Raw genomic sequence first — 12766 nt, forward strand, 5'->3', positions numbered from 1 at the left:
GAGGTATTAAGGAGATGAAAAGTTTTAAGGTTCCAGCGCAAATATTGTATGAAGATAATGCTGTGCAACATTTAAGAGATCTTAAGTCAAAAGGAATATTTATAGTTACTGATAAAGTTATGTCCAAGCTTGGTGTAATCGATCCAGTAACAAGTATATTAAAAGAAAATGGAATAAATTATGAAGTATTTACAGAGGTAGAACCTGAACCAACAATGGAAGTAGTTACCCATGGATTTAAAAAATTTTTAGATTATGGTGCAGATACTATAATTGCTATAGGTGGAGGATCTGTAATTGATGCTTCAAAAGCTATGATTTATTTTTTAGATGTACTAAAGCAAAAATTGCCTTCTTCAAATCAAGAAAAACCATATTTTATAGCGATTCCTACTACAAGTGGAACTGGATCAGAAGTAACATCGTATGCAGTTATAACTGATGCATCAACACATACTAAAATACCACTAAAAAGTGATATTATGTACGCAGATGTTGCATTGTTAGATTGGAATTTTACAAAAAGTGTTCCACCTACAGTAACTGCTGATACAGCATTAGATGTATTAACTCATGCTCTTGAAGCATATGTATCAATAGGGGCATCAGAGTATACTGATGCATTAGCAAAAGAAGCGATTTCCACAATATTTGATTATGCAGAAAAAGCATTTAAAAATGGAATAGATCAAGAAGCAAGAATGAAAATTCATAATGCATCTTGTATGGCTGGAATAGCATTTGAAAATGCTGGACTTGGAATAAATCACAGTCTAGCTCATGCATTAGGTGCAACTTTTGGAATAACCCATGGTAGATCTAACGCAGTTCTTTTACCGTATGTTGTAGAATACAATTCATCATTATTTGATGAAAATGATTGCTATGATTTTAAGGCTGCTAAGAGATATACAGAGATAGCTAGGTTATTAGGATTACCACATACTGATTTTAAAGAAGGTGTAGTAATGTTTGGGAAAGCTTTAAAAGCTTTATTGCAATCTGTAAATATACCAATAAGAATAAAAGATTTTGGAATTGATGAAAGTTCATTTAAAGAAGCTTTGGATTCAATGTGTGGTAGAGCGATGCAGGATATTTGTACTGGCGGAAATCCAAGAACTGTTGATGAAAAAGGTTTAAGAGATGTTTTAATTAAAGCTTATAATGGAAATTAAAAAGGCATAATTTTTTTTGAAAATACTTGTTAAATAATTAACAGCAAAAAAGTAATTACAATGCCATGTTAATTATCACAGAGTATTAATTAATAAAATCTGTATGCTATAGTTGATTATTGTTATAAAAAGTATAAATAAATATACGATTATAACAAAATAGGTATTTTTCAAAAAAAATTATATAGAAAATTTTAAAAGTATTTGTAATTTTTTTAACAAAGTTTTGAATGTTTAATGTAAATATTAAATTATGCAAATAAAGAGAATTTGATTAGCTGTTAATTTACAGTAATTCCTAGTTTAATAAAATATATAAAACTTAAAATATTAAATTCATAGGAGGAGATTGATTGTGCAGGAGCAATTAATGAGAAATATTATATCTGAAGTTTTGAAAAATGTAGAAAATACAATTGGTACGAATGAAAATAAAGAAGAATTAAAAAATATACAAAATTTTCAGAATAATAAGATTAGTTTTGAAAATGATATTCCTGAGTTTGTTGGAAGTGCAATTGGAGATACAGTAGGTCTTGTTATAGCAAATGTAAATGAGTTACTAATTAATAAGATGAATGTTTCTAAAAAATATAGATCTATTGGAATAATAGGAGCACGTACTGGTGCAAGTGCACAGATAATTTCTGCTGATGAGGCTGTAAAAGGAACTAATTCAGAAATTATAAAAGTTGAACTTGCAAGAGATACAAAAGGTAATGCAGGTCATGGAGTATTAATAGTTTTTGGAGCAGCTGATGTGTCAGATGTAAGACAAGCTGTAGAAATTACTCTAAATGATTTAAATAGAACATTTGGTAATCTATACATTAATGAATGTGGACATCTAGAAATTCAATATACTCCAAGAGCTAGTTACGCTTGCAATAAGGCTTTTGATGCACCTATAGGAACAGCATTTGGAGTTATAGTAGGAGCTCCAGCAGCAATAGGACTTCTAATGGCAGATAGTGCTTTAAAAGCATCAAATGTTGATATAATAGATCACTGGTCACCAGCTTATAAAACTAGCTATAGCAATGAATGTGTAACAACAATTTATGGTGATTCAGAAGCTGTTAAACAAGCTTTAATTACAGCAAGAGAATTAGGTACAAATATTTTATCTAAAATAGGAAGTACACCTATTTCACAAAGTACTCCTTACATTTAATTTTAGAATTTATTATTTTAAATTTGTATATAGTTTATTTTTAAATAAAAATTATTTAAGGGGGGTGGTTAAACTGGAGAGCTTTGCTTTAGGACTTATTGAAACAATTGGTCTTGTAGCTGGAATAGAAGCAGCTGATACTGCTGTGAAATCATCTAATGTAGAGGTCATAGGATATGAAAATTCAAAAGGTGGAACAGTTGTAGTTAAAATAAAGGGTGATGTTGGTGCTGTAAAAGCTGCAATTCAATCTGCATCTGCTTCAGCGGCTTTAGTTAATAAAGTAGTGTCTACATCTATTATACCTAGACCTAACTCTGAATTAAAAAATATTATATTTGCTAAGAACAAAGCTACTACATCCTTAGAAAGTAAAAAAAAAGTTAATAAAGTAGAAAATGAACATAAATCTAATGAGGAAATAAAAAGATTAAGTAATAAAAAAGATATTAAGACAGTTGAAGAAAAAAATATAATATGCAATTTATGTATGGACCCAATGTGTTCAAGAAAAAAAGGAGAACCTAGAATTTCTTGTATACATTTTAATGAAATAAAGAAATAAGAGGAGGATATTATTATGCATGATGCATTAGGAATGGTAGAAACAAAGGGATTAATAGGGGCTATAGAGGCAGCAGATGCTATGGTTAAAAGTGCTAACGTAATATTAGTAGGATATGAAAAAATAGGATCAGGACTAGTAACTGTAATGGTAAGGGGAGATGTGGGAGCTGTTAAAGCAGCAACAGATGCAGGAGCAGCAGCAGCACAAAAAGTAGGAGAAGTAGTATCAATACACGTAATTCCAAGACCACATATGGATACTGAAAAATTAATACCAAAAGTTGAAAATTAATAAATAAGATTAAGTTAAATAATATTATTAAGGAATTTGTTTTAAAAAATATATTCTGAATATTTGGAATATTGTTAATGATTGATTTTAAGGAGGAGAATATTATGAAAGATGCATTAGGAATGGTAGAAACAAAGGGTTTAATAGGGGCTATAGAAGCAGCAGATGCTATGGTTAAAAGTGCTAATGTAACATTAGTAGGATATGAAAAAATAGGATCAGGGCTAGTAACTGTAATGGTAAGAGGAGATGTGGGAGCTGTTAAAGCAGCAACAGATGCAGGAGCAGCAGCAGCACAAAAAGTAGGAGAAGTAGTATCAATACATGTAATTCCAAGACCACATATAGATACTGAAAAAATATTACCACAGTCTAATCTTTAATATAAGAAAGGGGTAGAAATTTCATATGGTTCAAGTAGATATAGAAAAAATAATATTAACTGTTACAAAAGCAGTTATAGAAGAATTGAATAAGTATAATGAAAGTTTAATACCCGTAGGAATATCTAATAAGCATATTCATCTTGGATTAAGGGAACTTGAAGGCTTATTTGGAGAAAATTATAAACCTAATATAAAAAAAGAGTTGAGACAGCCAGGACAATATGCATATGATGAAACAGTTGAAGCTAGAGGTCCGAAAGGATATTTTGAAAAAATAAGAGTACTTGGACCATTGAGAGAATCTACTCAATTAGAAGTTTCAATATCAGATGAAATGAAATTAGGTATAAATGCACCTATAAGACAATCAGGAAAACTTAGCGGTACTCCAGGAATATTGCTGAAGGGACCTAAAGGGGAAATAAAAATAGATCAGGGTGTAATAATTGCTGCGAGGCATATTCATTTATCTACAGACTTTGCAAAAAAATATGGATATAGAGATGGAGAGTTAGTAGATGTAACTACTTATGGTCCAAGAAAAGTAACTTTTCACAATGTAATTATTAGGATTTCAGATGATTTTGTACCAGAAATGCATATTGATACAGATGAAGCTAATGCTTCAGGACTAAAAAATGGTGATAAGATAAGAATTACTAAAGTTGAAGGAGTTTAGCTATGGGGTTAGATGATGCAAATAAAGGGTTAGATATTTTTTATAATTTAATAAAAGAAGAAAAGTGCAATGAAGTTAGTAATAACTTAAAAGTTGGAGTAGATCTAGGTACAGCCAATATAGTTCTTTCAGTAGTTGACAAAAATAATAATCCAGTAGCTGGAGCATCATATCCAGCATCTGTTGTGAAAGATGGACTAGTTGTAGATTTTATTGGTGCTATAGAAATAGTAAAAAAGTTAAAAGCTAAAGTAGAGAAGGTTTTAGGTACAACTATAAGTTATGGATCAACAGCAATTCCACCTGGAACTTTAGAGGGAAATGTAAAAGCAATTGGAAATGTACTAGAAGCAGCTGATATAGAATTGGTTAGTATTATTGATGAACCAACTGCAGCAGCAGCAGTACTTGGAATAAAAGATGGAGCAGTTGTTGATGTTGGTGGTGGTACAACTGGAGTAAGTATTTTAAAAGATGGTAAAGTATTATATACAGCAGATGAACCAACAGGTGGTACTCATATGAGTTTAGTTTTATCGGGGAATTACAATATATCTTTTGAGGAAGCAGAAAAATTAAAAAAAGATTCTAAAAAAGAAAAAGATAATTTTATCCTTATCAAACCGGTTATAGAAAAGATGGCTTATATTGTAAAAAAACATTTACAAGGCTATGATGTAAATAAAATTTATGTTGTTGGTGGAGCGTGTAGTTTCAGTGAATTTACATCTGTTTTTGAAAAGATTATTGGTATAGAAACTATAAAACCAAACCATCCATTGCTAGTTACACCTCTAGGCATTGCTGTTAGTTGCATTAAGTGAGGTGATTAATTTGAACTTTGATGAGATTGTCCAAGTCGTTTTAAAAGAGGTGATGTCTCAACTGGAAAATAAATCATTTAGAACTAAAAAAGCTGTGGTTTTTTTTACAGGAAGTACAGTGGGATTAAAAGAGAGCATCACGGAATTGAAAAAATTAAAAACTCAAGGTATAAAATTAAAAGCAGTTTTATCAAAATATGCATCACAGATAATAGATCCAAATATTATAAATGAAATTTTTAATATGGAAGATATTTATATAGATGATTATTTAGAAGATAGTAACCATATATATGATGAAGAATTTGATTTATTAATAGGTGCAACGTTAAGTATAAATTCCTTATCCAAAGTAGCAAATGGAATAAGTGATACCATGCCGACTGCACTTATATCAAAGTGTATTTTAAATGGTACAAAAGTAATAATCTCTAAAGACAGTGTTGATTTTAGAGAATGTAATACAAGAAGAAATCCGTACAAAAATATTCCTGTTCCATATATGAATATGATTAAGGGATATTTAGATAGGTTAGAATCTTATGGAATAAAGTTAGTTGATTCAGATAATATATTTGATTCTATAATAAAAAACGATTTAAAAAAAGATAGTTTACCCAAAGTTAAATCTAAAATAGATGATAGTAATATAAATGAAATCGTATTAAGTAATTTTAAAAAGGACTTTAATGAAAATCATAAAGCTTTAGAATTCAAAATAAATAAAAAAGTAATTTCAAGTGAAGATATCTCTAATAATAGTGGGAATAAAAAAATTGTAATTTCAAGTAATTCTATAATTACAGCTCTTGCTAAAGATTTAGCAGAAGAGCTTGGAATACAAATTATAAAAAGGTAGGGCAAAAATATGTATTTAGCAAAAGTGGTTGGAGTAGTGGTTGCAACAACCAAAAGCGAAGGACTAGTAGGAAAGAAAATGCTTATTGTACAACCATTAACTCCAGAATATAATCCAGCAGGAAATATTGAAGTAGCTATAGATTCTGTAGGAGCAGGTAATGGTGAACTTGTATTAGTAGCAACTGGTTATGCAGCACATCAACAATTTAATGCTAAGGATGCACCTATAGATAGAGCTATTGTTGCTATAGTAGATAGCGTTGAAGTAAGTAAAGAATGAAATTAGGGGGAAAATAGAATGAATGATTTCAATATGATAGATATAGAAAGTATAGTTAAAAATATCGTTAAAGAGCTTACAGGGAATGAGAAAGAACAAGGGGTTATAACTACTGCCGCTGTCCCAAAAGAAGTAAATCCATTAGCAGATATTGAAAAGAAAATAATGGGATTTGTGAATACTCCTACAATGCCAATTGGTGAATATGGTGTATTTGAAGATATAAATGATGCTATAGAGCAAGCATGGATAGCAGAACAAGAATATAGAAAAGTTGGATTGGATAAAAGAACTGAAATAATTGAAGCATTTAAAGCAGAAGTGAGAAAAAATGTAGAAGAAATATCTCGTAGAACTTTTGAAGAAACTGGAATGGGTAGATATGAAGATAAAATACTTAAAAATAATCTTGCATTAGATAAAACTCCAGGGGTAGAAGACCTTGAAGCTGGGGTTAAAACTGGAGATGGTGGATTAACTCTTTATGAAATGTCACCATTTGGAGTTATAGGAGCAATTGCACCATCAACTAATCCAACTGAAACAATAATAAACAACGGAATATCAATGCTTGCAGGAGGTAATACAGTTGTATTTTCACCTCATCCAGGAGCAAAAGATGTTTCAGTATTTATAATACAACTTATTAATAAAGCAATAGAAAGAGTAAACGGACCTAAGAATCTTATAGTTACTGTTAGAAATCCAAATATTGAAAGTACTAATATAATGTTAGCTCATCCAAAAGTTAATATGATTTGTGCAACAGGTGGTCCAGGAATTGTTAAAGTAGCATTATCAAGTGGTAAAAAAGCAATAGGAGCTGGAGCTGGAAATCCACCAGTAGTTGTTGATGAAACTGCTGATATTGAAAAAGCTGCAGTTGATATTATAGATGGCTGTAGTTTTGATAATAATTTACCATGTATCTGTGAAAAAGAAGTAATAGTAGTAGACAAAGTTGCAGATTACTTAAAGACTTGTATGTCAAAATATTGTGCGTTAGAAATAACTGATAAAAATATGCTTGCACAATTAGAAAAACTTGTTTTAACAGAGAATGGAACTATAAATAAAAAATTTGTTGGAAAAAATGCTGACTATATAATGAGTAAGTTAGGAGTTAATATAGATCCAAGCATAAGAGTTATATTTGCTGAAGTTGAAGCAAATCATCCATTTGCAGTTGAAGAACTTATGATGCCAATTTTACCAGTTATAAGGGTTAGAAATGTAGATGAGGCTATAGACCTTGGTGTTGAGCTTGAACATGGAAATAGACATACTGCTATAATGCACTCAAAACACATAGATAATTTAAGTAAATTTGCTAAAGCAGTACAAACAACTATATTTGTTAAAAATGCTCCATCATATGCAGGAATTGGATATGGTGCAGAAGGACATGGAACATTTACTATTGCAGGCCCAACTGGAGAAGGTTTAACATCTGCAAGAACATTTACAAGAAAAAGAAGATGTGTAATGGTAGATAATTTCTCTATTAAATAGAATTGGAGATGAGATTAGTGGAAAAAAACTTTTTAGATTTAATAAAAGATGGTGGATTAATTGGTGCTGGTGGCGCTGGATTTCCAACTCATGTAAAATTAAATGCAAAAGTTGAATATGTTATTGTTAATGGTGCTGAATGTGAACCACTTCTGAAAGTAGATCAACAATTGATGGCAGAAAAATCTTCTGAACTTTTATATGCATTAAACAAAATAGTAGAGCAAACAGAAGCAACTAAAGGGGTTATTGCTTTAAAGGGTAAATATAAGTCAGCAATGAAAAATTTAAATGAAAAATTAGGAGAATATCCGAAACTAGAATTATTCGAACTTGGAAATTTTTATCCAGCAGGAGATGAACAAATTACTGTTTATGAAGTAACTAAAAGAGTTGTTCCAGAAGGTGGGATTCCTTTAAATGTTGGGGTTATAGTTATTAACGTTGAAACATTATTAAATGTATATAATGCTTTAGAAGGAAAACCAGTTACTGAAAAATTTTTAACTATTACAGGTGAAGTTAAAAATCCTATTACTGTTAAAGTTCCCATTGGAATATCAGTAAGACAAGCTCTTGAATTAGCAGGTGGAACATTGATTGATGAGTTTGAAATCATTGATGGTGGTCCTATGATGGGTAAATTAATAGAAGATATTAATAGACCTATAAAGAAAAATACTAAAGGATTAATAGTTATACCTAAGAGTCACAATATAGTTGTTTCAAAGAAAAGAAACATACAATCTATGTTAAAACAAGCAAGAGCAGCATGTTGCCATTGTTCAATGTGTACTGAGGTATGTCCAAGACATTTATTAGGACATAAGTTAGAACCAGATAAGATGATGAGAATTGCAAGTTATGGTGGAACTTGCAGTAAAGAAATTTTACCAACAGCTTCATTTTTATGCAGTGAATGTGGACTTTGCGAACAAGTTTGTGTAATGGGACTTCAACCTTGGAAGTTAAATAGTTTCTTTAAAGGTGAATTAGCTAAAAATGGCATTAAAAATCCTAATCATAATGCTCCAGAAAAAGCAGATGATTTTAGAGAATATAGAAAATTCCCAGTTCATAAGCTTAAGCAAAGATTAAATATAGAAAAATACGATGCTGAAGCACCACTTCAAAATGAGGAATATGATTTTTCAGAAGTTGTAATCTTAAGATCTCAACATATAGGAGCTAAAGCAGAACCAATAGTTAATATTGGGGATGTAGTTAAAAAGGGTGATCTTATAGGAGATATACCTAATGATAAATTAGGTGCAAAGATTCATGCAAGTATAGATGGAGTTATAAAAGAAATAAATGATGATAGCATTGTTATAAGTAGATAGGATAACTAGAAAGGAGAGAGTGAAATGAGAAGATCTATTGGATTACTAGAATTTAAAAGTATCGCAAAAGGAATTCAAGCAGCCGATGAAATGGTTAAATCCGCTAATGTAGAAATTATCTTAGCAACTCCAATGTGTCCAGGTAAATATATAGTAATATTAGCAGGAGATGTAGGAGATGTCACAAATGCTGTAGGTGTTGGTAAGGAAGTAGGACTTAGCTATCTTATAAGCGAATATACAATAGCTAGTGTACATGAAAAAGTATTTCCAGCAATAACAGCAACTTGTGATTTTGATAACATTTCATCTATTGGTGTTATTGAAACAATGTCAGCTGTTGCTTCCGTAATTGCAGGTGATACAGCACTAAAGGCAGCTAATGTAGAACTATTAGAGATAAGAATAGCAAGAGGTCTTGGCGGAAAAGGATACGTTATCCTTACAGGAGAAGTATCGGCTGTTAAAGCAGCAATAGAAGCAGCAGAAGCTAAGCTTGAAGAGGGAGGAGATATTATAGGAACTGTAGTATTACCTTCACCAAGCAAAGAATTAGTTCAAACATTATTATAGTAATATATTTAAAATGTTTAATATATTAGAATAAAAAATCAACCTTTAGAGTACTAGAGATTTCGGTTGATTTTTTATTATTTAGGAATTTATATTATTAAATTAAGCTTATTAAAAGCATAGTCTAAGGTATTTTCTAAGTTTAATAAATTCTTACCAGCACCTTGTGCAAGGGTTTGATTTCCACCGCCACGTCCATCTATAAGAACTATTGCATCTTTTAATAATTCACCCATATTAACATTTTTTATATTTTTAGAACATGAAAATATAAGGTTTATTTTATCATCATTTACTAGTGCAATTAGAGCAATTTTATTATCTTTTTCTGTTATTTGTGAAACAATTGTATTAACAAATTTTAAGGTTTTATTATTATATACATATTTAATAATGTTTATATCATTAATTTGAGCTGAGTTTTCTATAATTTCTTTAATTTCATAATTTGAAAGTTCAATACTCATATTTTTATTTTCATTCAGTACATTTTTTAATTCTAAGTTTAAATTTTCTATTCCATTTAAAGCTTCTTTTTCATTGCAATTTAAGTATTTACACATAGAATTTGCAAATGAATCTTTTTCTAAAGAATCACTTACAGCCTTTGATCCGGTTATAAATTCAATTCTTGATCCTTTTTTATGTTTTTCATATTTTTTTATTTTTATAAGTCTTAAATCTAATGTTGATTTAGGGTGAACACCACAACAAGCATTAAGGTCTAAATCATCAATTTTAACAATACGTATTTGTTCATTAGTATCTGGAAGATCTCTTCTAAGTTTCATATTTTTAAGCTCTCTTTTAGTTGGAGTTAGAAATTCTACATCTAAGGATTTTTCAATAATATCATTAGCATATTTTTCACAGGAACGTACCTGTTCTTCTGTAAGTATAGAATTAAAGTCAATGGTACTAAATTCATTTCCATGATGAACTGCAATTGTATTTATATTAAAAAGCTTAAAGAAGCATGCAGATAGTACATGTTGAGCTAAATGATGATTCATTCCATCTAATCGTCTTAACCAATCTATTGAACATTTAACATTATGTATTCTCGAAGGTTTTCTATCTAGTACATGATAAATTAAATTATCTTTTTCATAGATATTTAACACTTCAATTTCATCGATTTTGCCTAAATCATGTTTTTGTCCTCCTCCCCCTGGGAAAAATGCAGTTTTATTTAAAACTATATGAAACTCATTACCTACTTCTTTGACCTCGTCTATTTCAGCAGTGAATTTCTTTAAATATTGATCTTCGTAGTAAAGTTTTTGCATAAGATATTCTCCTTGTATTAACTTATATTTTATATAACTATAAGAACATTATAACAAGTAATTGCAAAAAATCATTTAATTAATAAATAAATATATTGAGTTATGTAAATATTAACCTTAAGGAAGGTGATAAACTCAATGAATTTAATTAATTATACATTATTTAATTTTATTGTTTATTCTTTTATAGGATGGATTATTGAAGAAGTATATTGTTTTTGCATAACTGGAAAATTTAAAGAGGATGGTTTTCTAATAGGTCCATTTAATGGAGCTACTCTAATTTAAAGTATAATTTTAAGGGATTAGTTAGCTTAAAATTCTCTATAACTTGGACTTTAATGACACTTTTAGGATTAAAATATATAGAGCCAAATTTTCTTAATATCTTTATAAGAAGTGAAGTAATGTTTGTAAAGTTAACTATATTTTTATTTATTTATTTACTAGTAGATTTTTATATAACAGTACATAACTTATTAAAAATAAATCATATGAGTAAAATATAAATTTTAATATAGTTTTATAGAGAAGTGTAAGATGATGAGAGATATATATAGGAATTTACGCTTAATTCTTTTTGTAATTTGAAAGATAAAGTATGAAAGTATATAAATATTAAAATATACTTACATAAAAACCAAGAGCTTTAAAAATATTAATGTAAATTCCTATAAGTTATATGTGTATTAAAATTCTATTAGAAGAAAATTATTAAAATCCTCTTTTTTTAGCTTCAATACCACTTTCATTTAAAGCTGGTTCTTCTATAGTGGTGTTAAAACTACTTTTAGCATATTGATTTTGAGATTTAGTCCCATTTCTTAAAAAGTTATCTTTATTAAAAGTTTTCTTATTATCATTTTTCAATGCAATCATCTCCTTACTATGTTATTACAGTTATAGTATTAACAAAATTATATAAAATTAAAGTGGTAATTATATGAACAACTTAATTAAAAAGTAATTTTAATCGTTAAAGATGAAGTAATGACTGAATTTAGGAATTATTACAATTGCAGGATTATTTATGGTAAGAAAATATTTGATAAATAAAAATATATCTAGTGAAATCAAAGACTAATATATAAGAAAGTATTCACTAGATATAATGTACAAAATATAATATAATAAAAAATATTTTATTATAATTTGTGAGCAATTAATAGGAGGTAATTTGAACGAAGATAATTTTAATAAAAAAGACCTAGTAATAAAGAAACTATATAAAATCTTAGGACATGCTAGAATTTTAGAGAATATAAGTGTTCAGACTAATTCAAATGATGAGTTATCTAAAAAAATAACGGTTTTTAAAATAGCTTTAAATAATGCTAGCAAAATAATAGTACAATATTATATAAAGTATTGTATTGATGAAATAATAAAGGAATATGACAAAGGGGAACTTTTAAAGTTCAATAATTTAATAGATAAAGTTTTAAAGTGATTTTTAATATTACTTTTTAATATAGTGTAAATGCATAGTGTGTTATTTTTTACATACTATGCATTTTATTTTTATGCTATGTTCTAAATATGTGTTGATATTTTAATATCAGTCCACGAGATTTATACTACAATATCAACATAGTCTTAAAGCATTTTTTTATCTTTCTTTAGAAAATCTTTAGTTTTTACAGAATCTTCTCTTTATTTATTAAATATATAATTTAGTTATAAGTTGAAAGAGAGGTGTGCTTATGAATGATTAAAAGCAAAAAGATAAAAGCTAATTCTATATCTTATGTTATTATATAATTGCAATGATTTTTATTCTTTAGACCAATTATAAAAATCTTAAATTT

17 protein-coding genes are annotated in these 12766 nt (G+C 28.7%); 15 read left to right on the forward strand and 2 right to left on the reverse strand.

The annotated features are described in order from the left end of the window. Positions 1-14: 14 nt before the first annotated feature. From NG918_RS02195 to NG918_RS02250, 12 genes are all read left to right on the forward strand, one after another. Entirely contained in the window at positions 15-1178 is a 1164-nt protein-coding gene (locus NG918_RS02195) for a 1-propanol dehydrogenase PduQ (RefSeq protein WP_252212327.1), read from the forward strand. Positions 1179-1533: 355 nt separating this feature from the next. Continuing rightward, positions 1534-2352, forward strand: a complete 819-nt coding sequence (pduB, locus tag NG918_RS02200; RefSeq protein ID WP_252224285.1) for a propanediol utilization microcompartment protein PduB — start codon at positions 1534-1536, stop codon at positions 2350-2352. A 64-nt stretch (positions 2353-2416) separates the two neighbouring features. Further along, a complete protein-coding gene (locus NG918_RS16945) occupies positions 2417-2917 on the forward strand; it encodes a BMC domain-containing protein (RefSeq protein ID WP_353735853.1) in 501 nt (166 codons plus the stop codon). Between the two features lie 12 nt (positions 2918-2929). Next, positions 2930-3211, forward strand: a complete 282-nt coding sequence (pduA, locus tag NG918_RS02210; protein ID WP_222629469.1) for a BMC domain-containing protein — start codon at positions 2930-2932, stop codon at positions 3209-3211. A gap of 101 nt (positions 3212-3312) precedes the next feature. Next, a complete protein-coding gene (pduA, locus tag NG918_RS02215) occupies positions 3313-3594 on the forward strand; it encodes a BMC domain-containing protein (RefSeq protein WP_222629467.1) in 282 nt (93 codons plus the stop codon). Positions 3595-3619: 25 nt separating this feature from the next. Next, entirely contained in the window at positions 3620-4276 is a 657-nt protein-coding gene (locus tag NG918_RS02220) for a phosphate propanoyltransferase (RefSeq protein ID WP_252224287.1), read from the forward strand. A 2-nt stretch (positions 4277-4278) separates the two neighbouring features. Then, the gene (gene eutJ, locus NG918_RS02225) at positions 4279-5100 is read left to right on the forward strand and encodes an ethanolamine utilization protein EutJ (protein ID WP_252212324.1); all 822 of its coding nucleotides are present in this window, start codon (positions 4279-4281) and stop codon (positions 5098-5100) included. A 1-nt stretch (position 5101) separates the two neighbouring features. Further along, positions 5102-5959 carry a flavoprotein gene (locus tag NG918_RS02230; RefSeq protein ID WP_252224290.1) on the forward strand — a complete coding sequence of 286 codons (858 nt, stop codon included), beginning with the start codon at positions 5102-5104 and terminating at the stop codon, positions 5957-5959. A 9-nt stretch (positions 5960-5968) separates the two neighbouring features. Next, positions 5969-6241 carry a EutN/CcmL family microcompartment protein gene (locus NG918_RS02235; protein WP_252212323.1) on the forward strand — a complete coding sequence of 91 codons (273 nt, stop codon included), beginning with the start codon at positions 5969-5971 and terminating at the stop codon, positions 6239-6241. An 18-nt stretch (positions 6242-6259) separates the two neighbouring features. Then, positions 6260-7753, forward strand: coding sequence for an aldehyde dehydrogenase family protein (locus tag NG918_RS02240; RefSeq protein WP_252224293.1), 1494 nt, complete (start codon positions 6260-6262; stop codon positions 7751-7753). Positions 7754-7770: 17 nt separating this feature from the next. Continuing rightward, positions 7771-9096 carry a 4Fe-4S dicluster domain-containing protein gene (locus tag NG918_RS02245; RefSeq protein ID WP_252224295.1) on the forward strand — a complete coding sequence of 442 codons (1326 nt, stop codon included), beginning with the start codon at positions 7771-7773 and terminating at the stop codon, positions 9094-9096. 24 nt (positions 9097-9120) lie between these two features. Further along, complete coding sequence (locus NG918_RS02250) at positions 9121-9669, forward strand: BMC domain-containing protein (protein WP_252212320.1); 549 nt, start codon at positions 9121-9123, stop codon at positions 9667-9669. 89 nt (positions 9670-9758) lie between these two features. On the opposite strand, the gene NG918_RS02255 is transcribed toward NG918_RS02250, so the two are convergent. Continuing rightward, positions 9759-10958 (reverse strand): DHHA1 domain-containing protein, encoded by a 1200-nt coding sequence (locus NG918_RS02255; protein ID WP_252224297.1) that lies wholly within the window; start codon positions 10956-10958, stop codon positions 9759-9761. A 138-nt stretch (positions 10959-11096) separates the two neighbouring features. Between NG918_RS02255 and NG918_RS17175 the strand changes: the two genes are divergently transcribed. Together NG918_RS17175 and NG918_RS17180 are read left to right on the forward strand one after the other, a co-directional pair. After that, the gene (locus NG918_RS17175; RefSeq protein ID WP_252224299.1) at positions 11097-11246 is read left to right on the forward strand and encodes a putative ABC transporter permease; all 150 of its coding nucleotides are present in this window, start codon (positions 11097-11099) and stop codon (positions 11244-11246) included. A 38-nt stretch (positions 11247-11284) separates the two neighbouring features. Next, on the forward strand, positions 11285-11467 hold the full coding sequence (locus NG918_RS17180) for a hypothetical protein (RefSeq protein WP_252224364.1): 183 nt from the start codon (positions 11285-11287) through the stop codon (positions 11465-11467). Positions 11468-11672: 205 nt separating this feature from the next. Here NG918_RS17180 and NG918_RS02270 read toward each other — a convergent pair whose 3' ends face one another. After that, positions 11673-11828 carry a hypothetical protein gene (locus NG918_RS02270; RefSeq protein WP_252212317.1) on the reverse strand — a complete coding sequence of 52 codons (156 nt, stop codon included), beginning with the start codon at positions 11826-11828 and terminating at the stop codon, positions 11673-11675. A 307-nt stretch (positions 11829-12135) separates the two neighbouring features. Between NG918_RS02270 and NG918_RS02275 the strand changes: the two genes are divergently transcribed. Next, on the forward strand, positions 12136-12408 hold the full coding sequence (locus NG918_RS02275; RefSeq protein ID WP_252212316.1) for a metal-sensitive transcriptional regulator: 273 nt from the start codon (positions 12136-12138) through the stop codon (positions 12406-12408). Positions 12409-12766: the final 358 nt, after the last annotated feature.

The organism is Clostridium sp. ZBS2, assembly GCF_023845855.1.
GTDB lineage: Bacteria > Bacillota > Clostridia > Clostridiales > Clostridiaceae > Clostridium > Clostridium aquiflavi.

Bases quoted from the DNA above. Each gene is read 5' to 3' on its own strand.
- NG918_RS02195 (WP_252212327.1), top strand. From the start codon at position 15: ATGAAAAGTTTTAAGGTTCCAGCGCAAATATTGTATGAAGATAATGCT.
- NG918_RS02220 (WP_252224287.1), top strand. From the start codon at position 3,620: ATGGTTCAAGTAGATATAGAAAAAATAATATTAACTGTTACAAAAGCA.
- eutJ (WP_252212324.1), top strand. From the start codon at position 4,279: ATGGGGTTAGATGATGCAAATAAAGGGTTAGATATTTTTTATAATTTA.
- NG918_RS02235 (WP_252212323.1), top strand. From the start codon at position 5,969: ATGTATTTAGCAAAAGTGGTTGGAGTAGTGGTTGCAACAACCAAAAGC.
- NG918_RS02240 (WP_252224293.1), top strand. From the start codon at position 6,260: ATGAATGATTTCAATATGATAGATATAGAAAGTATAGTTAAAAATATC.
- NG918_RS02250 (WP_252212320.1), top strand. From the start codon at position 9,121: ATGAGAAGATCTATTGGATTACTAGAATTTAAAAGTATCGCAAAAGGA.
- NG918_RS02255 (WP_252224297.1), bottom strand. From the start codon at position 10,958: ATGCAAAAACTTTACTACGAAGATCAATATTTAAAGAAATTCACTGCT.
- NG918_RS17175 (WP_252224299.1), top strand. From the start codon at position 11,097: ATGAATTTAATTAATTATACATTATTTAATTTTATTGTTTATTCTTTT.